This window comes from Streptomyces sp. CA-146814 (assembly GCF_050942385.1).
In the GTDB taxonomy this organism is placed as follows: Bacteria; Actinomycetota; Actinomycetes; order Streptomycetales; family Streptomycetaceae; genus Streptomyces.
Genome location: NZ_CP192068.1, coordinates 1,078,132 through 1,098,943 on the forward strand (window position 1 = coordinate 1,078,132; position 20,812 = coordinate 1,098,943).

The window sequence follows — 20,812 nt, forward strand, 5'->3', positions numbered from 1 at the left end:
AGTAACGTCCCTTCCTCGCGACTCTAGCGCGGGTGGCGGCGATCCGGCAGGCCCGCGCGACCTCGCGTTGTCCACAGGCCTGCACCCGGTGGGGCCGTGGCCAGTAATCTCAGCGCCCATGGAGCAGAGGCATCTCGGCCGCACCGGCCTACGCGTGTCCCGGATCGGGCTCGGCACCCTCACCTGGGGCCGGGACACGGACGAGCACGACGCCGCCGACCAGCTCAAGGCCTTCTGGGACGCGGGCGGCACCCTGGTGGACACGGCCGATGTGTACGGAGGCGGGGAGGCCGAATTCCTGCTCGGGCGGCTCGTCGGCAGCCTGGTGCCGCGTGAGGATCTGGTCATCGCCACGAAGGCCGGGAACATCCCCGACCCCTACCGCCGCTTCAACGGCTCGCGCGGACACCTGCTGGCCGCGCTGGACGCCTCGCTGGAGCGGCTCGGCACGGATTACGTGGACCTCTGGCAGGTCCACGCCTTCGATCCGGCGACCCCGCTGGAGGAGACGCTCCAGGCGGTGGACCTGGCCGTCTCCTCCGGCCGGGTCCGGTACGCGGGCGTGTCCAACTTCTGCGGCTGGCAGCTGGCCAAGGCCGCCACCTGGCAGCTCGCCGCGCCCGGGGTGCGCACCCGGCTGGCCAGTACGCAGATGGAGTACTCGCTGCTCCAGCGGGGCATCGAGCGCGAGGTGCTGCCCGCCGCGCTGGACCTCGGGATCGGGCTGCTGCCCTCCTCGCCGCTGGGCCGTGGCGTGCTGACCGGCAAGTACCGCCAAGGCACGCCGTCCGACTCCCGGGGCGCCTCCGAGCGGCTCGCCCCGTTCGTCGAGCCGTACCTGGACGACGCGGCGGCCCGGATCACCGACGCGGTGGCGACGGCTGCCGACGGCCTGGCGACGAGCCCGCTGCACGTGGCGCTGGCGTGGGTGCGCGACCGGCCGGGTGTGGCCGCGCCGATCGTCGGTGCGCGCAACGCCGGGCAGCTCACGGAGGCTTTGTCAGTGGAGGCGCTTACTCTTCCCTACGAGATCTGCCAGGCGCTCGACGATGTGTCGGCGCCCGTGCACCGCTATCCCGACCAGGACTGGAGCACGCTGTGACTGCGCTTCCCGGGGAGACCCCCGGCACCGCCGGCACGGACACACCGGAGGCCGCCGAGGCCCCGGTGGCCACCGACGCCGAGGCCTCCGCGCACGCCGAAGTGCCCGAGGCTGCCGAGGCGCCCGACGCTGCCGAGGCCGGGGCTGATGCCGGGGCCGGGGCTGCCGGTGACGGACCTGTGGAGGCCGGTGGACCCGCGGAGTCGGCTGAGACAGCTGAGGAGACCGCTGAGGCCGGTGGGGCCGGGCAGGCCGACGAAGCGGCGGACGCCGGTGAAGTCGGGCAGGCCGGTGCGGCGGCTGACGCCGGGGCTTCCGGTGGCGGGCAGCAGGCCGGTGAAGCCGCCGGTGACGCGGGAGCGGACGAAGCGCCCGTGGCCGCCGCGCTCTCCGAGGCTCAGGCCGAGCTGGCCGCCCAGCGCGAGCTGCGCGAGAAGATCGCGAAGCGCAAGGCGGAGAAGGATGGTCCCGTCGCCGCCGGTACGAAACTGAGCGGCACCGCCGCCGATCTGCTCGCGGCCGTACGGGCCGTGGAGAGCGGCGAGAAGGCGGGCGCCGAGTTCTTCGACTCCCCCGCACCGCCGCCCGCGCCCCGCCGCGCCGTCCCGGCACCCGCAGGACAGCCTCACCGCCCCGCGCCCGCCCCGGCCGCACCCGTCGACCGGACCGCCTCGCCCGAGGCCACGGAGGCGGTGCGCGCGGTCCTCGCCGAGGGCGGGGCCCCTGAGGTCCTGGCCCGCCCCGCGACCGCGACCCTGGGCGAGCAGGCCGCCGAGCTGCTGCGCGCCGACCCCTGGCAGCTGCTGGCGGTCCCCGGCGTCCGGCCCGAGCAGGCGGACGGCTTCGCCCGGGCCCTGCTGGGCGCCGCGTGCGGCCCGGACGACGGGCGCCGCACGGCGGCCCTGGTCGGCTGGCTGCTGGAGCGGGCCGCCCTCCAGGGCCACACGGCGCTGGACGCCGAGGCGGTACGGGCCGCGCTCGCCGAGCGTGCGGTGAGCGACCCGGAGGAGGCCGTGCGCGACGCCGTGGAGGAGGGTGTGGCCCTGGTCTTCCAGGAGGGCGCGGACCCCACGGAGTCGGAGGCCGCCGAGGAGCGGGAGGGCGAGGAGGCCGCCGAGGCCCCGGAGCCGGTCCAGGTGCTGCTGGGTCTCGACCGGTACGCGCTGGCCGAGGAGAGCCTCGCCGACGGCCTGGCCCGCCTCATGAACGCCTGCGAGAAGGGGGCCGACTGGACGGAGGCCGCTGCCGCCGCGCCCTCCCCCTCCGCCGCCGAGCTGATCCGTACGGCGGCCACCGCCGGGCTCGTCGCCCACAGCGGCGGCGAGGCGGCCCGGGCCGAGCCCGCCGCCCTGATCGCCGCGGCGCGGGGCCTGGGCCTGCGGGCCCTGGGCGCCGCCCACAGCGAGGACGGCCGCCGCCGGCTGGCCGAAGCGGTCGGCGCCCCGGAGGCGGCGGTCACCCTGGCCGGGCTGCTCTCCGGCGCCGAGGGCCCGGGCCGTGACGAGGAAGGGGCGCTCGCGCTCGACCTGCTCGTCGTGCTGGACGCCCCGCAGCTGGACGTGGAGGGCGCGGCCGTCCTCGTCGAGGCGCTGGCGGACGGGACCCGCCTGGTGCTGAGCGGTGACCCCGGTGTGCTGGGTTCGGCGGGCGCCGGGCGGGTCTTCGCGGACGTGCTGGCCGCACGCGCGTGCCCGCAGGTCGTCTCCCGTACGCCGGATCCCGGCCCGATCGGCGAGCTCGTCTCCGGGATCGGCATCGGCGAGCTGACCCAGGTGGAGGCGCCCGGCAAGGAGGTCGTGATCGTCCCGGTCCGCGATGCGGGCGAGGCGGTCCACCGTACGGTGCAGCTCGTCGCGGACTCGGTGCCCCGGGCCTTCTCGATCCCCGCCGCCGACACCCAGGTCATCACCGTGGGCCATGGCGGCGCGGCCGGGACCCGGGTGCTCAACGAGGCCCTGAAGCAGCGGCTCAACCCGGGGCCCGGCCGGTTCGGCGGGTTCGACCCGGGCGACCGCGTGATCCATGTCCCGGCGCCCGGCCGTGTGGTGCCGGGCGTGGTGCGCTCGGCGGACGCGGAGGGGCTGCACCTGGAGTGCGGCGGCGTCCCCGTCGTCGTACCGCAGGAGCGGGTGGAGTCGGCGGTGCGGCACGGGTGGGCGCTCAGTGCCCATCAGGCGGCCGGGATGCGCTGGCCCGCCGCGGTGGTGGTGCTGCCGGGCGACGCGGCGGCGGGGCTGAGCCGGCCGTGGGTCTACACCGCGTTCGGCCGGGGCGAGCGCCATCTGTCCGTGGTGCACGGGGTGGACCAGGCGCTGCCGCACGCGGTGGCGCAGGTCCCGGCCCAGGAGCGGACGACCCGGCTCCGCCCGCTCCTGGAGGCCGTGCCGACACCTGACGCGGCTTCCTGAGGGACGTACGACAGCGGGCCCCGGCGCACTCCGCACCGGGGCCCGCTGTCGGGTCATGCGCGGCCGGCCGCCGGCTCGTCGAGCTCCTCGTCCAGCTCCTCCTCGTCGAAGACGGCGCTGACGTCGAAGCGGCACACCACCAGCTCGGGGTCGGCGTCCTCGAACGGGGCGCCGAGCCACTCCCCCGGCTCCGGAAGCGCCTCCGCGGCCGAGACCCAGAGCGTGGAGTCGCCCTCCTCCAGGCCGAACTCCTTGTGCCGGGAGGCGATCTCGTCCGGTTCGTACTCGCCGAAGAGCATGCCGAGCGCGGCGTGGACGCTGGTGCCGACCACCGGGGTCGTGGTCCCGTCCGCGCCGGGTCCGGCGTCGATGTCGGCGAGGCGCTGGGCCTGGGCGAGCAGCCGCGGGGGCTCCGCGACCGCGTAGTCGCGCCGGATCAGCACGCTCAGCGCGCTGGGCTCGGCGGGTCCGGCGTAGGGCGGCAGGGAGTCGTCCGCGCCGGGGATCTCGAAGGGGGTGACCTCGTCGTAGCGGTCGTAGAGCAGCTCGTCGTAGACCTCGGCCGCAGCGGCCAGTGAGTTGAACGCTTCGTAGACGGCGGGGTCGTCGTCCCCGGTACGGCGTTCGACCGCGTCGAGGTGACGGTCGATCGCGGCTTTGACCGCCTCGGCGGCGGCACGTACCTCGGCAGCGGTGGGCTGCGCAGCATCAGACATAGTGCAGACGCTATCCGTACCGGGCCTCTGCCCGCACAATAGATGCGATGCCGGAATACGAATTTGTCGACGTGTACGTGCCGCGCGGGGTCTCCCGCAAGGAAGCGGCCCGACTGCTGACCGACCACGCCGAGTACGGACACTGGGAGCTGGACCGCCTGACGCTGCGCCGTGACGGCAGCCGCAGGGTGCGGTTGCGCAGACGGATCATCCGTCAGCTCCGAGCCACCTGGTGACAGGGTTGGGCGCCACCTGAGGACAGGGAACGGGCCCCGCGACCGCGGGGCCCGTCCATGGTGCGTCCTGCTGTACTGCTCCTGCTGTGCCAGCTGTGACAGCTGTGCGCGCCAGGGTCAGGCGGCGCTGCGGGAGCGGCGGTAGAGCACCGATCCCAGGCCGGCGAGCAGCAGTCCGGCGCTCGCCGGGATGAGCATCTCCATGCCGCCCGCGCCGGTCTGCGCGAGCTGCTCCTCCGGCTCCAGCTGGGGCTCGGGGACGTTCGGCTCGGGCGGCTGGTTGGCCGGGGGCTCGACCGGCGGGTCGACCGGCGTCTCCGGCGTGACCGGGGGCTTCACCGGCGGCGGCGGGGGCGGCGGCTCGGCGTCGTTGGAGCAGCTGTTGCCGAAGGTCGGGTTCAGCAGCCCGATCACGGAGACGCTGTTGCCGCAGACGTTCACGGGGATGCTGACCGGCGCCTGGATCGCGTTGCCGGAGAGGATGCCGGGCGAGCCCTGGGCGACCCCTTCCGCACTCGCGCCACCGGCCCGGTGGCGGCCCGTGCCGGGCTCGCCGTGCCGGTCCGAGGCGGTGGTGTCGCCCGCCTGCGCGGTGTTGCCCGCCTGGGCCGTGTCGCCGGAGCCGCCGCCGATACGGTTCTGCGGTCCGGATCCCTGGCTCGACCCCGCCGACCCGTTCTCGCAGTCGTTGCCGAAGGTCGGGTTGATGAGACCGCCGACGGTGACCGAGTTTCCGCAGACGTTGACCGGGATGTCGATCGGGACCGAGACCGAGTTGCCGGACAGTACGCCCGGCGAGCCGGTGGCCGTGGAGGCCGCTCCGGCGTCGGCGTGGGCATAGCCGCCGCTGAGCGCGAGGACCCCGCCCGCCGCCGCCATGGTGATCAGGCCTTTACGAGTGACCTGTCGCATAGGTTTGTTTCCTGCCTTCTGCCTTCCGAAAAACCCCCGGACATGACCGTGCGGGAGCCGAATGCCGAACGGTCCCGGAGTGCATGGCACGCACTCCGGGACCGGCCGGGCTCAAACCCTTAACGGGTTGACGACCAGCGTCAGGCGTTGACGCAGGTGTTGCCGAAGGCGGGGTTCAGCAGCCCGATCACGGAGACCGTGTTGCCGCACAGGTTGATCGGCACGTGGACCGGGACCTGGACGACGTTGCCGGAGAGCACGCCGGGGCTGCCGATGGCCGCACCCTGGGCGCCCGCGTCGGCGGAAGCCATGCCCGCACCCGCGAGAACGAGGCCACCGGTGGCAGCCGCAACTGCGACGACCTTCTTGATCATGATTCCTCCTAGTTGGAAAGTGCGGTCCCAGCCGCGGACCGCAAACCTTGTAACGAGGAGGACGGGGCGGGGCTACGCGTGAACGGCGCGTTTCACCCTTTCGGTCACGTACGCACAGGCGGTCGAATTGCGCCCGGGCCCGGTCGGCGGTTCGTACGGGCCCGGGTCACCGTCCGTCCGCGTCCGGTCGGCGGTTCGTACGGGTCCGGTCAGCTGTGGTCGATGAACCGGTCGAGCACCCGCACGCCGAACTGCAGACCGTCCACCGGGACGCGCTCGTCGACGCCGTGGAACATCCCGGCGAAGTCCAGCTCCGGGGGCAGCTTCAGCGGGGCGAAGCCGAAGCCGCGGATGCCCAGGTCGTCGAAGGACTTGGCGTCGGTGCCGGCCGAGAGCATGTACGGCACGGCCCGGGCGATCGGGTCCTCGGCGACCAGCGCGGTCTGCATGGCGTCGACCAGCGCGCCGTCGAAGGTGGTCTCCAGCGCCTTGTCCGCGTGCACGTCCTCGCGCCGCACGTTGGGGCCGAGGATCCGGTCCAGGTCGGCGAGGAACTCCTCCTCGTACCCCGGCAGGTACCGGCCGTCGACATGAGCGGTGGCCTGGCCCGGGATGACGTTGACCTTGTAGCCGGCGCCGAGCTGGGTCGGGTTGGCGGTGTTCTGGAGGGAGGCGCCGATCAGCTTGGCGATGCCGCCGAGCTTGGCGAGCGTCTCGTCCATGTTCTCCGGGTCCAGCTCGGTGCCGAGCGCGTCCGAGAGCTCGTCCAGGAAGTGCCGCAGCGTCTTGGTGACCCGCACCGGGAACTTGTGCCGCCCCAGCCGCCCGACCGCCTCGGACAGCTCCGTGATGGCGTTGTCCTTGTGGATCATCGAGCCGTGCCCGGCGGTGCCGTCCACGGTGAGCTTCATCCAGTGCATGCCCTTCTGGGCCGTCTCCACCAGATACAGCCGCAGGTTCTCGTTGACGGTGAACGAGAACCCGCCGACCTCGCTGATCGCCTCGGTGACGCCCTCGAAGAGCCCCGGGTGGTTGTCGACGAGGTACCGGGCGCCGTACGTACCGCCCGCCTCCTCGTCCGCGAGGAAGGCCAGCACGATGTCGCGCGGGGGCTTGCGGCCGGTGCGCATCCGCTCCCGTACGACCGCGAGGGTCATCGCGTCCATGTCCTTCATGTCGACCGCGCCCCGGCCCCAGACACAGCCGTCCGCGATCTCGCCGGAGAACGGGTCGTGCGTCCAGTCCGCAGCGTTGGCCGGGACGACGTCGGTGTGGCCGTGGATGAGCAGCGCGGGCCGGGAGGGGTCCTCGCCCTCGATCCGGGCGACGGTGGAGGCGCGGCCCTTGTGCGACTCGAAGATCTGCGGCTCCAGACCCACCTCGGCCAGCTTCTCCGCCACGTACTCGGCGGCCAGCCGCTCGCCGGGGCCGGAGTGGTCGCCGTAGTTGCTGGTGTCGATCCGGATCAGGTCGCGACAGAGGTCCACGACCTCCTTCTCGGCGTTGCCGCCGCCGACGGCCTTGCCCGTGCTGCTCTCGCTCACGCTGCTTCCTTCCGCTGTCGCTCTGGTGCTCCCTTCCCATCCTCCCGCGCCCACGGCCCACACCCAAGGCCGTGCACCGCCCGTCACGCACCGTTCACAGCCATCGGGGCGTGATCGAGCACCCTCGAATGTTTGCTATGGTTTTCCACGTCGGAACGGGCACGGCCCGCGAGACAGACACCTTGTCCGGGTGGCGGAATGGCAGACGCGCTAGCTTGAGGTGCTAGTGCCCTTTATCGGGCGTGGGGGTTCAAGTCCCCCCTCGGACACCAGCAGGAGCCCCACTTCGGTGGGGCTCTTTTGCGTCACCGGGTCAGGGCGGGAAGGGGTGAGGATGAGGGGCCGCAGGAAGGCGTCCGCCGGGCCTCTCCCGCAGCGGGACGGGATCGATGCCGTACGGGTGCGGCTGCCGGAGGATCCGGACGGGCTCTGGGCGAGCGTCGGTGCGTATCTGGCCGGACGGTTCGGTGCGGCGATCGGGGTCGCGCGGGTGGTGGCGATGCTCGATGCGGGGCGGTTCGTGGGGGCCGACGGGACCGCCGTACGGGGTGACGAGCCGTATACCGCCGGGCGGAGCCTCTGGTTCCACCGGGACTTCGCGGCCGAGGAGCCGGTGCCGTTCCCCATCGGGGTCGTGTACCGGGACGCGCATCTCGTGGTCGTGGACAAGCCGCACTTCCTCGCCACCACGCCCCGGGGCCGGCACATCACGGAGACCGCGGTGGCGCGGCTGCGGCGGGAGCTGGGGGTGCCGGCGCTCCAGCCCGCGCACCGGCTGGACCGGCTGACGGCAGGGCTCGTGCTCTTCGTGGTGCGGCCGGAGGAGCGGGGTGCGTACCAGACGCTGTTCCGGGACCGGCTGGTGCGCAAGGAGTACGAGGCGGTGGCCCCGTACGACCCTTCGGTGGCCCTGCCCCGGACCGTGCGGAGCCGGATCGTGAAGGAGCGCGGGGTGCTCGCCGCCCGGGAGGAGCCGGGTGAGGCGAACAGTGAGAGCCGGGTGGAGCTGGTGGAGGCGCGCGGTGGACTGGGCCTCTACCGGCTGGTGCCCGCCACCGGGCGGACGCATCAGCTGCGGGTCCATATGAACGCGCTGGGCGTGCCGATCGTCCATGATCCGCTGTATCCGGTGGTGGAGCCGGAGGACGCTGTGGAGGACTTCTCGAAGCCGTTGCAGTTGCTGGCGCGGCGGCTGGAGTTCACCGATCCGGTCAGCGGGGAGCCGCGCCGCTTCGAGAGCGGACTGCGGCTCTCCGCCTGGCCGGAGAGGTGACGTACGCGGTCGTCAGTGGCCGCGCTTGATCCAGTCGTCGAGCTGCGGGGCCTCCGCGCCGATGGTGGTGGGGTCGCCGTGGCCCGTGCGGACCTTGGTGTCGCCCGGGAGGGTGAGCAGCCGGTCCCGGATCGAGTCGATGATCGTCGGGAAGTCCGAGAAGGAGCGGCCGGTGGCGCCGGGGCCGCCCTGGAAGAGCGTGTCGCCCGTGAAGACCGTCCCCAGCTCGGGGGCGTAGAGGCAGACGCATCCGGGGGCGTGGCCGGGGGTGTGCAGGACCGTGAGGGTGGTCCCGGCGACGGTGAGTTCCTGGCCGTCGGCCAGGGGGCCGTCGGGGGTCCGTTCCGGGTGGGTCTGGAGCCAGAGCGGGAGGTCGTGCGGGTGCAGCAGGATCGGGGCGCCGGTGGCCTCGGCGAGGGCCGGGGCGGCGTCGATGTGGTCGTTGTGCGCGTGGGTGCAGACGATGGCGCGCAGCGTACGGCCGCCGAGCGCGGCCTCGATGGCGGCGGCGTCGTGGGCGGCGTCGATGACGATCGCCTCGGTGTCGTCGCCGACGATCCAGACGTTGTTGTCGACCTCCCATTCGCCGCCGTCGAGGGCGAAGGTGCCGGAGGTGACCAGGTGGTCGATGCGGACGGTCATCAGAAGACCACCACCGAGCGGAGGACGTCGCCGTCGTGCATCCGGGCGAAGGCCTGCTCGACGTCACCGATGCCGATCGTCTCGGTGACGAAGGCGGCGAGGTCCAAGCGGCCCTGCTGGTGGAGGTCGACGAGCATCGGGAAGTCGCGGGAGGGCAGGCAGTCGCCGTACCAGGAGGACTTGAGCGAGCCGCCGCGGCCGAAGACGTCCAGGAGCGGGAGTTCGAGCTTCATGTCCGGGGTGGGGACGCCGACGAGGACGACCGTGCCCGCCAGGTCGCGGGCGTAGAAGGCCTGTTCGTACGTCTCCGGGCGGCCGACGGCCTCGATGACGACGTCGGCGCCGTTGCCGTCGGTGAGTTCCCGGATCGCCTCGACGGCGTCCGTGGAGCGGGAGTTGACGGTGTGGGTGGCGCCCATCGTCTTCGCCGTCTCCAGCTTGCGGTCGTCGATGTCGACCGCGATGATCTTCGCCGCTCCGGCCAGCCGGGCCCCGGCGATAGCCGCGTCGCCGACGCCGCCGCAGCCGATGACGGCGACCGAGTCGCCGCGGCCGACCTGGCCGGTGTTGATGGCGGCGCCGATGCCCGCCATGACACCGCAGCCGAGGAGTCCGGCGACCTCGGGGGCCACCTCGGGGTCGACCTTGGTGCACTGGCCGGAGGCGACGAGGGTCTTCTCGGCGAAGGCGCCGATGCCGAGGGCGGGTGACAGCTCGGTGCCGTCGAGCAGCGTCATCTTCTGCTTGGCGTTGTGGGTGTCGAAGCAGTACCAGGGGCGGCCGCGCAGACAGGCACGGCACTGGCCGCACACCGCACGCCAGTTGAGGATGACGAAGTCACCGGGGGCCACGTCGGTGACGCCTTCGCCGACCGACTCCACGACGCCCGCCGCCTCGTGGCCGAGGAGGAAGGGGAACTCGTCGTTGATCCCGCCCTGCTTGTAGTGCAGGTCGGTGTGGCAGACGCCGCACGCCTGGATCTTCACGACGGCCTCCCCGGGGCCGGGGTCCGGGATGACGATCGTCTCGACCCGCACCGGCTCGTTCTTCCCGGGTGCGATGACCGCTTGCACCTGCTGTGGCATAACCCTGCTCTCCCTGCTCCCGCGCTTCGCGAAGATCGATCGCGGACCACCGTACGCCTCGGAGCACCCTCTACGGAGCGAGCACGTCCAACTCGTGCAGGGCGCCGACCGCGATCTCCTTGGTGAGGCGCTCGGCCGCTTCCGGGTCGCCCTCGCGGACCGCTTCGGCGAGGCGTACGTGGAGGGTGACGGCGGCCGGGTCGGGGTCCTCGAACATCACCTGGTGGTGGGTGCGGCCCGCGAGGACCTCGGAGACGACGTCCCCGAGGCGGGCGAACATCTCGTTGCCGGAGGCGTTGAGGACGATGCGGTGGAAGGCGATGTCGTGTTCGAGGTAGCCCTCCAGCTGCTGGCCGCGCGAGGTGGCGACCATGCCGAGGGCGCGTTCGGTGAGCTCGGCGCACTGCTCGGCGGTGGCGTGGCGGGCGGCGAGGCCCGCCGCGACCGGCTCGATCGCGGAGCGCAGGACCGTGAGGGAGCGCAGCTGGCGGGGGCGGTCGGAGCCGGCCAGCCGCCAGCGGATGACCTGCGGGTCGTAGACGTTCCAGGCCTCGGTCGGGCGGACGGTCACGCCGACCCGGCGGCGGGACTCGACCAGGTGCATCGACTCCAGGACCCGGACGACTTCGCGGATCACCGTACGGGAGACGTCGAAGCGCTGGGCCAGCTCGTCGGTGCGTAGGACGTTGCCCGGCGGGCACTGGCCGGAGGAGATCTCCAGACCCAGGGTGTCCAGCACATGTGTATGCAGCCCCTGGCTCTGTGTGGTCATGGGGCAAGCCTACGGGGCGGCCCTCGGGAACAAAAAGTACGACGTATCTGTCACAGACTCTTGAATAAGTCGTACCTAATAGGTTTCAGTAGCGCGACGGACCGATGTCGAAGAAGACAGCGAGGCACCCCATGAGCACCCCCCACGTCGTCGTGGTGATGGGCGTAGCAGGAACCGGCAAGACCACGATCGGTCCCCTGCTCGCCGCCGAACTCGGCGTTCCGTACGCCGAGGGCGACGACTTCCATCCGCCGGCGAACATCGCGAAGATGTCGGCCGGCACCCCCCTGGACGACGACGACCGGTGGCCCTGGCTGGACGCCATCGGTGCGTGGGCGCACGGGCGGGCGGGGCTCGGTGGGGTGGTCTCCAGCTCGGCGCTCAAGCGGTCCTACCGCGACCGGCTGCGGGCCGGGGCGCCCGACGCGCTGTTTCTGCATCTGACCGGCGACCGGGCGCTGATCGAGGAGCGGATGGCGGACCGCAAGGGCCACTTCATGCCCACCGCGCTGCTCGACTCCCAGTTCGCGACGTTGCAGCCGCTCCAGGCCGATGAGGCCGGGGTGGACGTCGACGTGTCCGGCACCCCTACGGAAATCACCCAGCGAGCCGTCGCCGCACTGCGCCGGCTCGACAGTTAAGGACCATCACCGTGACCAGTCTCAGCGTCGAGATGCTGGCAGCGGACGCCGCCGAACCGATCACCTCGGCAGGCAACGCGCAGTTGGGCATCGCCGTCCTGGCGGGCATCGCCGTCATCGTTCTCCTGATCACCAAGCTCAAGATGCACGCGTTCCTGGCGCTGACCATCGGTTCGCTGGCGCTCGGCTCCTTCGCGGGAGCGGCCCCGGCCGACACGATCGCCAGCTTCACCGCGGGCCTCGGCTCCACCGTCGCGAGCGTGGGAGTGCTCATCGCGCTCGGCGCCATCCTGGGCAAGCTGCTCGCCGACTCCGGCGGGGCCGACCAGATCGTCGACACCATCCTGGCGAAGGCGAGCCGGGGGGCCATGCCGTGGGCGATGGTCCTCATCGCCTCCATCATCGGTCTGCCGCTCTTCTTCGAGGTCGGGATCGTGCTGATGATCCCGGTGGTGCTGCTCGTCGCCAAGCGCGGCAACTTCTCCCTGATGCGGATCGGCATCCCGGCGCTGGCCGGACTCTCCGTGATGCACGGCCTCATCCCGCCGCACCCCGGCCCGCTGGTCGCGATCGACGCGCTGGACGCCAATCTCGGGGTGACGCTGGCGCTCGGTGTGCTGGTCGCCATCCCGACCGTGATCATCGCCGGTCCGGTCTTCGCCCGGTACGCCGCGCGCTGGGTGGACATCGAGCCGCCGGAGAAGATGATCCCGCAGCGCCCGTCCGAGGACCTGGACCGCCGCCCGAGCTTCGCCGCCACCCTGGTGACGATCCTGCTGCCGGTGGTGCTGATGCTGCTCAAGGCGCTCGTCGAGATCGTCGTGGACGACCCGGAGAACAGCGTCCAGCGGGTGACGGACGTGATCGGCTCGCCGCTGATCGCCCTGCTCGCCGCCGTCCTGCTCGGGATGTTCACCCTCGGCCGGGCCGCCGGGTTCACCAAGGGCAAGCTCGCCGGGACCGTGGAGAAGTCGCTCGCTCCGATCGCCGGGATCCTGCTGATCGTCGGCGCCGGCGGTGGCTTCAAGCAGACGCTGATCGACGCCGGGGTCGGCCAGATGATCCTGGACTTCTCCGAGAACTGGTCGATCCCCGCCCTGCTGCTCGGCTGGCTGATCGCCGTCGCGATCCGCCTCGCCACCGGCTCGGCCACGGTCGCCACGATCTCCGCCGCCGGTCTGGTCGCGCCGCTCGCGGCCGACATGTCGACCTCGCACGCGGCCCTGCTGGTGCTGGCGATCGGTGCCGGTTCGCTCTTCTTCAGCCATGTGAACGACGCCGGGTTCTGGCTGGTGAAGGAGTACTTCGGGATGGACGTCGGCCAGACCGTGAAGACCTGGTCGGTGATGGAGACGATCATCTCCGTGGTGGCCATCGCCTTCATCCTGCCGCTGTCGCTGCTGCTGTAGCGGCCCCGCGCAGATGGAGAGCGCCCGCCCCGGTTCCGTACCGGGGCGGGCGCTCCTGCGTACGTACGAGGTGGTCAGCGGCGGGTGGCCTCGCTCTCGGCCGCCTTCTCCAGCTGGAACGCCTCGTTGCCGAGGCCGATGCGGGCGTGCACCTCGGGCTTGACCTTGCGCAGGACCGCTCCGTAGACCAGGCCGCCGATCAGCGCGAGGACGATCACGCCGGGCAGCAGCCAGTTGAGGACCGAACCGTCGCCGGAGCCGACCAGGACGTCGAAGTCGCGGACGGTGAAGACGGCGATCGACAGCAGCGCGATCCCAGCGAGCCCGGAGGCGACCAGGCGCGGTGCCTGGACCCGGCCCGCGCCGCGCTTGACGAAGAAGGCGATGACGGCGAAGGCGGCGGCGGCCATGAGCAGGATCACGCCGAGCGCGCCGACGTTGCCCATCCAGGTGAACAGGCGCAGGACCGGGACGGTCGGGTCGCCGATGTGGTTGCCGTCGCTGAAGGCGAAGGCCAGCACGATCACCACGGAGATGACGGACTGGAGCAGCGAGCCGATGCCCGGTGCGCCGCTCGCCCGGTTGGTCCGGCCGAAGCGGGCGGGCAGCAGCCCTTCGCGGCCCATCGCGAACGCGTAGCGGGCGACCACGTTGTGGAAGCTGAGGAGGGCCGCGAACATGCCGGTGACGAAGAGGATGTGCAGCACGTCGGTGAAGGTCGAGCCGAGCCGCTCCTCGGTGAGGCCGAACAGCATGCCCGGACCCTCCTTCAGCGAGGTGTCGGCGATGAAGCCGGGTCCGGCGGCGACAGTGAGGGCCCAGGAGCTGATGGCCAGGAAGAGCGCGGCGTATCCCACCGCCAGGAACATGACACGGGAGACCACGATCTGCGGGCGGCTGGTCTCCTCCGCGTAGACCGGCGCCTGCTCGAAGCCGACGAACGCCGCGATGCAGAAGCAGAGCGCGGTGGAGAGCCCGGCGCCGGTGAGGGTCTCCGGGTTGAACGCCGCGAACGAGAGCCCCTCGGGACCCGGCTCGGAGACGGCGGCGATGTCGAAGATCACGACGAGCAGGCACTCGATGACCAGCAGGACGCCGAGCACCTTGGCGTTGAGGTCGATCTTCAGCCAGCCGAGGATGCCGACCACGACCACCGAGATCAGTGCGGGGATCCACCACTGCACGTCGATGCCGGCGTACGTGGAGAGGATGACGGACACCTCGAAGCCGAGGATCCCGTAGATGCCGACCTGCATCGCGCTGTACGCCACCAGCGCCACCAGCGAGGCCCCGGCACCGGCCGTCGGGCCGAGGCCGCGGGCGATGTACGCGTAGAAGGCGCCGGCGTTGTGGACGTGCCGGCTCATCTCCGCGTAGCCGACGCTGAACAGCATCAGGACGGCGCCGAGGATCACGTAGAGAAGAGGCTGGCCGACGATGCCCATCACGCCGAAGACCGTGGGCATCACCCCGGCGACCACCATCAGCGGGGCGCTGGCGGCGAGCACGGAGAGGAGCAGGCCGGGGGTGCCGAGGCGGTCGGCGCGCAGAGCGCGCTCCTCCCCCTTGTAGGTGTTGATCCCGCCGGTGTCGCCGGTCTGCCGGGTGGTGCCGGTCTGCCGGGTCCTGCCTGGAGATGAACTGCCCGTCGACATGGCGGGGGTGGTCCCTTCTTCGGTCTTCGGTTCTCGGGCGTGCGTGCGTGGGTGCGTCAGGGCGTGCCGAGTGCGTGGTCGCGGGCGGCGGTGAACGCGGCGTACGGGTCGCGGCCGGAGTACGACCAGGGCGCGGCCGTGGCGTGCGGGCCGATGCGGTGGAAGAGGGCGGCCGCCTCGGCGGTCCGGCCCTCGCAGACCTTGGCGTGGGCCAGGAAGTTGAGGTCGACGCGGTGGCGGGGGTGGTCCTCGTGCTCCCACTCCAGCCACCAGTCGAAGGCCGCCTTCATCACCTGCCGGGCCCGCCTGCCCGACCAGTGCCCGGACGCCACCGGGTCGTCCGGTTCGCTGCCCGCCGCCACCAGTACGCGGTAGCGCTCGGCGTGCGCGATGACCGGGAGGACGGCGAGCGGCGAGTCGGCCGGCGCCTGTTCGGCGGCCCAGGCGGCGAAGTCGTACACCTCGTGGAGCGGGTCCTGGCCGCTGTCGGGGCGGCTCTCGGCCAGTTGCGCGGTCATCACGTGGTGGGCGTGGTGGTGCTCGGGGTGGCGGGAGCGGACCTCCTCGAAGAGCCGGCCGGTCTCGTCGCCGCCGTCCTCGCGGCCCCGGTCCAGGAGGAGCAGGGCCAGCCACGGCGTGGGGTCGTCGGGGGTGATGCGGGCGGCGGCGAGACAGGCCTGCCGGGCGCGGGCGGTGTCGTCGGGCCTGGCCTTGGGACGCAGGGCCCGTACGACACAGGCGCAGCCGAGGAGGGTGGTGGCGTCGGCGCTCTCGGGTTCGGCGAGCAGCCAGTCGCCGGCCCAGTCCGCGGCGGAGGGGATCTCGGCGAGGCCCAGGAGGCGGTGTCCCCGGCGGTCCCAGTCCTTGCCGGTGGCCACCAGCAGGGCCCGGGCGGCGCCCCAGCGACCCTGGGTGAACTGGCTGCGCGCGTCGATGAGTTCGCGGTCGTCCAGGGCCGGGTCGAAGGCGTGGTCCGAGCGGCCGCCCCGGCGGCGGGAGCGGCCCAGGGGCGGCGGAGGCGGGGACATGCCGCAGACTTCTTTCGACGCGGTGTGCGAGCAGATGATCGCGCACAGCCAAGCGGTAGGGAATGCTCCGAGTCAAGAGGAGGTCTCTACCAACTCCACTCCCTTTTCGGATAGTTGGCCGGAAGTCGTCGGGCCGGAAGAGGTGTTTACGCAGCGTGCGGGTGGGGTGGGCGGGTGGGGAGTGAGGCCTGACACACTGAGGGGATGGAGCCTCGCGAACCCCTCGCCCCCTTCCTTCTCGCCTTTCCCGGCCCGTTGCGCGACCGGCTGGTGGCGGCGGTCCTCTCCGGTGAAAAGGTGTCCACCTCCGGGCTGTTGGCCGAGTACGAGCTGGAGGGCGAGGAGCTTCCGCCGGTGGGCGAACGGTCCGCGCTGATCGACTCGGAGGGGCGGGAGGTGGCGGTGCTGGAGATGACCGAGGTACGGGTGCTGCCGCTCGGGGAGGTGGATCTGCAGCATGCGCTCGACGAGGGCGAGGGGTATCGGTCGGTGGCCGAATGGCGTGCGGGGCACGAGGCGTTCTGGCACGGGGAGGAGATGCGGGAGGCGATGGGGGATCCGGCGTTCACGGTGGACGACGGGACGATGATTGTGGCTGAGCGGTTTCGGGTGGTGGAGGTGTTGGACGGGGGTGGGGCCTCCTCCGGGTGAGGGGCCCCACGGGGTGTGCGGCGGGCCTTCGGCCGGGTGGAGCTCCGGGGCGCTGCCCCGGGCCCCGCTCCTCAATCGCCGGAGGGGCTTGAATGGCGGGCCCGGACCGCTTCGTACGGGAGCGGCTTGAATTGCCGGCCCGGACCGCTCCGTGCGGGAGCGGCGCGAATTGCGGGCGCGCTCCTCGATCGCCGGAGGGGCTTGAACGGGCCGCAGGGGCTCGTCAGGAGACCGCCCTCGCCGCTGCCCTTCCCGCCGCTCGGCCCGAGAAGATGCAGCCGCCCAGGAACGTGCCCTCCAGCGAGCGGTAGCCGTGGACTCCGCCGCCGCCGAAGCCGGCCGCCTCGCCCGCCGCGTACAGGCCCGGGAGCGGGCTGCCGTCCGCGGTGAGGACCTGGGAGGAGAGGTCCGTCTCCAGGCCGCCGAGGGACTTGCGGGTCAGGATGTTGAGGCGTACGGCGATGAGCGGGCCCGCCGCCGGGTCCAGGATGCGGTGCGGTTTCGCCGTACGGATGAGGCGGTCGCCGAGGTAGGCGCGGGCGCCGTGGATCGCGGTGACCTGGAGGTCCTTGGTGAAGGGGTTGGCGATCTCGCGGTCCCGGGCGGTGATCTCGCGGCGCAGGTCCGCCGCGTCGATCAGGCCGTCGCCGCTCACCGCGTTCATGCCCCGGACCAGCGCGTCGAGGTCCTTCTCCACCACGAAGTCGGCGCCGTGGTCCATGAACGCCTTCACCGGTGCGGGCACGTCCGCGCGGGCCCGGCCGATGACGTCGCGTACCGACTTGCCGGTCAGGTCCGGGTTCTGCTCGGAGCCGGAGAGCGCGAACTCCTTGCCGATGATGCGCTGGTTGAGCACGAACCAGGTGTAGCCGTGGCCCGACTTCATGATGTGTTCGAGGGTGCCGAGCGTGTCGAAGCCGGGGAAGAGCGGGACCGGCAGGCGCCTGCCCCGAGCGTCCAGCCAGAGGGAGGAGGGGCCGGGCAGGATGCGGATGGCGTGCTTGGACCAGATCGGGTTCCAGTTCTCGATGCCCTCGGTGTAGTGCCACATCCGGTCCCGGTTGATGTGGTGCGCGCCCGCCTCCTCGGCGATGCCCAGCATCAGGCCGTCCACGTGGGCGGGGACGCCGGAGAGCAGCTTCTCGGGCGGGGTGCCGAGCCGCTCGGGCCACTGCGAGCGGACCAGGTCGTGGTTGCCGCCGATGCCTCCGGAGGTGACGATCACCGCTTGGGCCTTCAGCTCGAAGGTGCCGGTCGCCTCCCGGCTGCTGGCGGTGCCTCGCCCGGCCGCGCTCGGCTCCAGGATCTCGCCGGTGACCGTGTCCAGCGCCCCGGCGGTGCGGGCGAGGCCGGTGACGCGGTGGCGGAACCTCAGCTGGACGAGCCCCTTGGCGACGCCCGCGCGGACCCGCCGCTCGAAGGGGGCGACGACGCCGGGGCCGGTGCCCCAGGTGATGTGGAAGCGGGGTACGGAGTTGCCGTGGCCCGTCGCGTCGTAGCCGCCGCGCTCCGCCCAGCCGACGACCGGGAAGATCCGCAGCCCTTGCTGGTGCAGCCAGGAGCGCTTCTCACCGGCCGCGAAGTCGACGTACGCCTCGGCCCACTTCTTCGGCCAGTGGTCCTCCTTGCGGTCGAACCCGGCGGTGCCGTACCAGTCCTGGAGAGCGAGCTCGCGGCTGTCCTTGATGCGCAGCCGGCGCTGCTCGGGCGAGTCGACGAGGAAGAGGCCGCCGAAGGACCAGTGGGCCTGCCCGCCGATCGACTGCTCGGGCTCCTGGTCGAGGAGGATCACGGAACGGCCGGCGTCGACCAGTTCGGCGGTGGCCACGAGTCCGGCGAGACCTGCCCCGATCACGATCACATCAGCGTCGTACGCCATGGGTTCCATCCTGTTCGGGGCGGCTCAGGGGTGGGAGAAACGTTCAAGTTACCCGTGCGTCAGATCTTGGGTACCGGCCGCTGCCACGTCAACCACCCGGGTGCTGTTGGATGAAACGCATGACGCCTTCTGACGAGATCCTGGACATCGTCGACGAGAACGACGAGGTCATCGGCCAGGCGCCGCGCGGCGAGGCGACCGCCCGGGGACTGCGCCACCGCTGCGTCTTCATCGAGGCGCGGGACGCCGAGGGCCGGGTCTTCGTCCACCGGCGCACGGCCACCAAGCTGGTCTTCCCGTCGTACTACGACATGTTCGTCGGCGGAGTGGTCGGCGCGGGCGAGTCCTACGACGTGGCGGCGCTGCGCGAGGCGGAGGAGGAGCTGGGCGTGTCCGGGCTGCCGGAGCCCGAGCCGCTGTTCCGGTTCCTCTACACCGATGAGAAGCACTCCTGGTGGTCGGCGGTCTACCAGGTGCGGTGCGAGCTTCCGGTCTCGCCGCAGGCCGAGGAGGTCGCCTGGCACACCTTCCTGGACGACGCGGAGCTGGAAGCGCGGCTCGGCGAGTGGCTGTGGGTGCCGGACGGCGTGGAGGCGTACCGGCGGCTCCAGCGGTTCCGGGCACTCTGACCTCGTAAGGTGCCCTGTGTGAACAAGATCGCGCAGAGCGTACGCCTGTGGTTCGCGCCGCAGCGGATCCGGGACGAGGGGTCCACCCCGGACTACCGGTTCTCGCTGGCCAACGAGCGGACGTTCCTCGCCTGGATCCGGACCGCGCTGGCGCTGATCGGCGGCGGCTTCGCCGTGGACCAGTTTCTGCCGGAGCTGGCCTGGGGCGTGCGGGCGGGGCTCGCGCTCGGGCTGCTCGTCGCGGGTGTGCTGTGCGCGCTGCGAGCGGTCAACCACTGGGTGCGGTGCGAGCGGGCGATGCGGCGCGGCGAGGACCTGCCGGCCTCCCGGTTCCCGGCGGTGCTCGGCATCGTGGTCGCCGTCGTGGCCGTGGCGATGGTGGTGGTGGTCCTCTTCGGCTGGGAGGGCCGGTGACGGCGGCCGTACGGGGCGAGGGCGGGGGCCGGGACCGTGATCCGGGTCTGCAGCCCGAGCGGACCCGGCTCGCGTGGCGGCGTACGACGCTCTCCGCCACGGTGGTGGCGCTGCTCGCCGGGCGGCAGGCGCTGCACAGCGGTGCGTCCCCGGCCGCGCTGGTGGCGGTGGCGCTGACCGCGGTGGGCTGGCTGGGGCTCCTGGCGGTGGCGCATCTGAGGGTGCGGCGGCTGGATGTGCCGCAGCCGGATCCGCTGGCTCCGCGCGGGGCGCTGACGGCGGCGCTGTGCACGGTGGCGTTCGCGGTGTTCGCGGTGGCGATGCTGTTCTGAGCGCGCCCAGCGATGTCAGCTGTCCCAGTCCACCCTGACGACGATCTTGCCGCGCGTCCGTCCCTCCTGGTTGAGGCGGTACGCCTCGGCCGCCTGCTCCAGCGGGAAGACCCGGTCCACATGGACGGTGACGATGCCCTGTTCGGCCAGCTCCGCAAGCTGCGCCAGGTCGGCGGCGTCGGGCCGGACGAAGGCGTAGCGGCCGCCGTACGAGAAGACCTCGCTGTCCGCGATCGAGGCGAGCCGCCCGCCCTCGGCCAGCGTCTCGGCCGAGACCCGCAGCGCCTCGCCGCCCACCGTGTCGAAGGCGGCGTCGAAGCCGTCGGGGGACAGCTCCCGCAGCCGGTCGGCGAGGCCGTCGCCGTACTCGACGGGTTCGGCGCCGAGGCTCCGCAGGTGCTCGTGGTTGCGCTCGCTCGCGGTGCCGACGACCCGGCAGCCCTCGTGGCGGGCGATCTGCACGGCGAGCGAGCCGACCCCGCCGGCCGCCGCATGCACGAGGACGGTGTCGCCGTCGCGGATCTTGAGCGTGCGGTGCAGCACCTGGTACGCGGTGAGCCCGGCCAGCGGCAGCCCCGCGGCCTCCTCGAAGCTGAGGCTGAGCGGCTTGCGGGCCAGGGTGCGGACGGGTGCGGCGACGTACTCGGCGAACGTACCGCGCGAGAGGAAGTCCTCGCGGACGTAGCCGATCACCTCGTCCCCGACCGCGAACTCGTCGACGGCGACACCCGGTTGCACGACGACCCCGGACACGTCCCAGCCCGGGATCACCGGGAAGACCGCTTCGAGGCCGCCCTGGAGGTAGCCCTCGCGGGCCTTCCAGTCGACCGGGTTGACGGCGGCGGCCCGCACCTTCACCAGGACCGCGTCGGGGCCGACCTTGGGGTCGGGCCGCTCGCCGTACCGCAGGACGTCCGCCGAGCCGTACGCGTCGTAGCTGATCGCCTTCATCCCTCGACCTTCCGCGCAGAGCAAGGTCACCGCAACTCAGAGCGCACGACTTCCGGTGTCGGATCATGGGCACCCACTGGACGACATACCGACTGGTCGGCATCATGGTCGGCGACCGTGGTCACGGTCGCCGCTCGTCCCATCGCCCCGGAGGTAGGC

At 72.3% G+C, this 20,812-nt stretch carries 21 protein-coding genes and 1 tRNA gene; 11 read left to right on the plus strand and 11 right to left on the minus strand.

Going from position 1 to position 20,812, the window contains the following annotated elements:
* Window positions 1-118 precede the first annotated feature (118 nt).
* Window positions 119-1,102 (plus strand): aldo/keto reductase, encoded by a 984-nt coding sequence (locus ACQP09_RS04735; RefSeq protein ID WP_433396215.1) that lies wholly within the window; start codon window positions 119-121, stop codon window positions 1,100-1,102.
* Entirely contained in the window at window positions 1,099-3,510 is a 2,412-nt protein-coding gene (locus tag ACQP09_RS04740; protein WP_433396217.1) for a helix-hairpin-helix domain-containing protein, read from the plus strand. Before ACQP09_RS04735 ends, ACQP09_RS04740 begins: the two co-directional genes overlap by 4 nt.
* Before the next feature lie 53 nt (window positions 3,511-3,563).
* Here ACQP09_RS04740 and ACQP09_RS04745 read toward each other — a convergent pair whose 3' ends face one another.
* Entirely contained in the window at window positions 3,564-4,226 is a 663-nt protein-coding gene (locus tag ACQP09_RS04745) for a hypothetical protein (protein WP_432147720.1), read from the minus strand.
* Between the two features lie 47 nt (window positions 4,227-4,273).
* Between ACQP09_RS04745 and ACQP09_RS04750 the strand changes: the two genes are divergently transcribed.
* Complete coding sequence (locus ACQP09_RS04750) at window positions 4,274-4,462, plus strand: DUF5703 family protein (RefSeq protein WP_003970138.1); 189 nt, start codon at window positions 4,274-4,276, stop codon at window positions 4,460-4,462.
* Between the two features lie 117 nt (window positions 4,463-4,579).
* Here ACQP09_RS04750 and ACQP09_RS04755 read toward each other — a convergent pair whose 3' ends face one another.
* The 3 genes from ACQP09_RS04755 to ACQP09_RS04765 all read right to left on the minus strand — a co-directional run bounded on the left by ACQP09_RS04755 (window position 4,580) and on the right by ACQP09_RS04765 (window position 7,292).
* The gene (locus tag ACQP09_RS04755; RefSeq protein WP_404068225.1) at window positions 4,580-5,374 is read right to left on the minus strand and encodes a chaplin; all 795 of its coding nucleotides are present in this window, start codon (window positions 5,372-5,374) and stop codon (window positions 4,580-4,582) included.
* A 140-nt stretch (window positions 5,375-5,514) separates the two neighbouring features.
* Window positions 5,515-5,748, minus strand: coding sequence for a chaplin ChpH (gene chpH / locus ACQP09_RS04760; protein WP_015607544.1), 234 nt, complete (start codon window positions 5,746-5,748; stop codon window positions 5,515-5,517).
* A gap of 209 nt (window positions 5,749-5,957) precedes the next feature.
* Entirely contained in the window at window positions 5,958-7,292 is a 1,335-nt protein-coding gene (locus ACQP09_RS04765; RefSeq protein WP_404068228.1) for a M20/M25/M40 family metallo-hydrolase, read from the minus strand.
* 184 nt (window positions 7,293-7,476) lie between these two features.
* On the opposite strand from ACQP09_RS04765, the gene ACQP09_RS04770 reads away from it, so the two are divergent.
* Window positions 7,477-7,564 (plus strand) — tRNA-Leu (locus tag ACQP09_RS04770).
* A gap of 62 nt (window positions 7,565-7,626) precedes the next feature.
* On the plus strand, window positions 7,627-8,565 hold the full coding sequence (locus ACQP09_RS04775; RefSeq protein WP_433396220.1) for an RluA family pseudouridine synthase: 939 nt from the start codon (window positions 7,627-7,629) through the stop codon (window positions 8,563-8,565).
* Between the two features lie 12 nt (window positions 8,566-8,577).
* Here ACQP09_RS04775 and ACQP09_RS04780 read toward each other — a convergent pair whose 3' ends face one another.
* The 3 genes from ACQP09_RS04780 to ACQP09_RS04790 form a co-directional block, all read right to left on the minus strand.
* Entirely contained in the window at window positions 8,578-9,207 is a 630-nt protein-coding gene (locus tag ACQP09_RS04780) for an MBL fold metallo-hydrolase (protein WP_433396222.1), read from the minus strand.
* A complete protein-coding gene (locus tag ACQP09_RS04785; protein ID WP_433396224.1) occupies window positions 9,207-10,292 on the minus strand; it encodes an S-(hydroxymethyl)mycothiol dehydrogenase in 1,086 nt (361 codons plus the stop codon). Before ACQP09_RS04785 ends, ACQP09_RS04780 begins: the two co-directional genes overlap by 1 nt.
* Before the next feature lie 70 nt (window positions 10,293-10,362).
* Window positions 10,363-11,064, minus strand: a complete 702-nt coding sequence (locus tag ACQP09_RS04790; RefSeq protein ID WP_433396226.1) for a FadR/GntR family transcriptional regulator — start codon at window positions 11,062-11,064, stop codon at window positions 10,363-10,365.
* Window positions 11,065-11,195: 131 nt separating this feature from the next.
* On the opposite strand from ACQP09_RS04790, the gene ACQP09_RS04795 reads away from it, so the two are divergent.
* Both ACQP09_RS04795 and ACQP09_RS04800 read left to right on the plus strand, forming a co-directional pair.
* Window positions 11,196-11,705, plus strand: coding sequence for a gluconokinase (locus ACQP09_RS04795; RefSeq protein WP_380955800.1), 510 nt, complete (start codon window positions 11,196-11,198; stop codon window positions 11,703-11,705).
* A gap of 11 nt (window positions 11,706-11,716) precedes the next feature.
* The gene (locus ACQP09_RS04800) at window positions 11,717-13,114 is read left to right on the plus strand and encodes a GntP family permease (RefSeq protein ID WP_404068244.1); all 1,398 of its coding nucleotides are present in this window, start codon (window positions 11,717-11,719) and stop codon (window positions 13,112-13,114) included.
* Between the two features lie 74 nt (window positions 13,115-13,188).
* Here the strand turns inward: ACQP09_RS04800 and ACQP09_RS04805 are convergent, their stop codons facing one another.
* Together ACQP09_RS04805 and ACQP09_RS04810 are read right to left on the minus strand one after the other, a co-directional pair.
* The gene (locus tag ACQP09_RS04805; protein WP_433396229.1) at window positions 13,189-14,769 is read right to left on the minus strand and encodes an APC family permease; all 1,581 of its coding nucleotides are present in this window, start codon (window positions 14,767-14,769) and stop codon (window positions 13,189-13,191) included.
* A 56-nt stretch (window positions 14,770-14,825) separates the two neighbouring features.
* Window positions 14,826-15,797, minus strand: a complete 972-nt coding sequence (locus ACQP09_RS04810) for a hypothetical protein (protein WP_433396230.1) — start codon at window positions 15,795-15,797, stop codon at window positions 14,826-14,828.
* A gap of 204 nt (window positions 15,798-16,001) precedes the next feature.
* Between ACQP09_RS04810 and ACQP09_RS04815 the strand changes: the two genes are divergently transcribed.
* Window positions 16,002-16,448: an ASCH domain-containing protein gene (locus tag ACQP09_RS04815; RefSeq protein WP_433396232.1), complete on the plus strand. Its 447-nt coding sequence runs from the start codon at window positions 16,002-16,004 to the stop codon at window positions 16,446-16,448.
* 223 nt (window positions 16,449-16,671) lie between these two features.
* Here the strand turns inward: ACQP09_RS04815 and ACQP09_RS04820 are convergent, their stop codons facing one another.
* Window positions 16,672-18,327, minus strand: a complete 1,656-nt coding sequence (locus ACQP09_RS04820; RefSeq protein WP_433396234.1) for an FAD-binding dehydrogenase — start codon at window positions 18,325-18,327, stop codon at window positions 16,672-16,674.
* A gap of 119 nt (window positions 18,328-18,446) precedes the next feature.
* Here ACQP09_RS04820 and ACQP09_RS04825 point away from each other — a divergent pair, with 119 nt between their 5' ends.
* The 3 genes from ACQP09_RS04825 to ACQP09_RS04835 are packed head-to-tail and all read left to right on the plus strand — an operon-like array spanning window position 18,447 to window position 19,702.
* A complete protein-coding gene (locus ACQP09_RS04825) occupies window positions 18,447-18,956 on the plus strand; it encodes an NUDIX hydrolase (protein WP_433396235.1) in 510 nt (169 codons plus the stop codon).
* 18 nt (window positions 18,957-18,974) lie between these two features.
* Complete coding sequence (locus tag ACQP09_RS04830; RefSeq protein WP_433396237.1) at window positions 18,975-19,370, plus strand: YidH family protein; 396 nt, start codon at window positions 18,975-18,977, stop codon at window positions 19,368-19,370.
* Complete coding sequence (locus ACQP09_RS04835) at window positions 19,367-19,702, plus strand: DUF202 domain-containing protein (protein ID WP_433396238.1); 336 nt, start codon at window positions 19,367-19,369, stop codon at window positions 19,700-19,702. The genes ACQP09_RS04830 and ACQP09_RS04835 overlap by 4 nt, the downstream gene beginning before the upstream one ends.
* Before the next feature lie 15 nt (window positions 19,703-19,717).
* On the opposite strand, the gene ACQP09_RS04840 is transcribed toward ACQP09_RS04835, so the two are convergent.
* Window positions 19,718-20,653 carry an NADP-dependent oxidoreductase gene (locus ACQP09_RS04840; RefSeq protein WP_433396240.1) on the minus strand — a complete coding sequence of 312 codons (936 nt, stop codon included), beginning with the start codon at window positions 20,651-20,653 and terminating at the stop codon, window positions 19,718-19,720.
* Window positions 20,654-20,812 lie beyond the last annotated feature (159 nt).

Bases quoted from the DNA above. Each gene is read 5' to 3' on its own strand.
- ACQP09_RS04735 (WP_433396215.1), top strand. From the start codon at position 119: ATGGAGCAGAGGCATCTCGGCCGCACCGGCCTACGCGTGTCCCGGATC.
- ACQP09_RS04745 (WP_432147720.1), bottom strand. From the start codon at position 4,226: ATGTCTGATGCTGCGCAGCCCACCGCTGCCGAGGTACGTGCCGCCGCC.
- ACQP09_RS04750 (WP_003970138.1), top strand. From the start codon at position 4,274: ATGCCGGAATACGAATTTGTCGACGTGTACGTGCCGCGCGGGGTCTCC.
- ACQP09_RS04755 (WP_404068225.1), bottom strand. From the start codon at position 5,374: ATGCGACAGGTCACTCGTAAAGGCCTGATCACCATGGCGGCGGCGGGC.
- chpH (WP_015607544.1), bottom strand. From the start codon at position 5,748: ATGATCAAGAAGGTCGTCGCAGTTGCGGCTGCCACCGGTGGCCTCGTT.
- ACQP09_RS04775 (WP_433396220.1), top strand. From the start codon at position 7,627: ATGAGGGGCCGCAGGAAGGCGTCCGCCGGGCCTCTCCCGCAGCGGGAC.
- ACQP09_RS04780 (WP_433396222.1), bottom strand. From the start codon at position 9,207: ATGACCGTCCGCATCGACCACCTGGTCACCTCCGGCACCTTCGCCCTC.
- ACQP09_RS04785 (WP_433396224.1), bottom strand. From the start codon at position 10,292: ATGCCACAGCAGGTGCAAGCGGTCATCGCACCCGGGAAGAACGAGCCG.
- ACQP09_RS04790 (WP_433396226.1), bottom strand. From the start codon at position 11,064: ATGACCACACAGAGCCAGGGGCTGCATACACATGTGCTGGACACCCTG.
- ACQP09_RS04795 (WP_380955800.1), top strand. From the start codon at position 11,196: ATGAGCACCCCCCACGTCGTCGTGGTGATGGGCGTAGCAGGAACCGGC.
- ACQP09_RS04805 (WP_433396229.1), bottom strand. From the start codon at position 14,769: ATGTCGACGGGCAGTTCATCTCCAGGCAGGACCCGGCAGACCGGCACC.
- ACQP09_RS04810 (WP_433396230.1), bottom strand. From the start codon at position 15,797: ATGTCCCCGCCTCCGCCGCCCCTGGGCCGCTCCCGCCGCCGGGGCGGC.
- ACQP09_RS04815 (WP_433396232.1), top strand. From the start codon at position 16,002: ATGGAGCCTCGCGAACCCCTCGCCCCCTTCCTTCTCGCCTTTCCCGGC.
- ACQP09_RS04820 (WP_433396234.1), bottom strand. From the start codon at position 18,327: ATGGCGTACGACGCTGATGTGATCGTGATCGGGGCAGGTCTCGCCGGA.
- ACQP09_RS04825 (WP_433396235.1), top strand. From the start codon at position 18,447: ATGACGCCTTCTGACGAGATCCTGGACATCGTCGACGAGAACGACGAG.
- ACQP09_RS04840 (WP_433396240.1), bottom strand. From the start codon at position 20,653: ATGAAGGCGATCAGCTACGACGCGTACGGCTCGGCGGACGTCCTGCGG.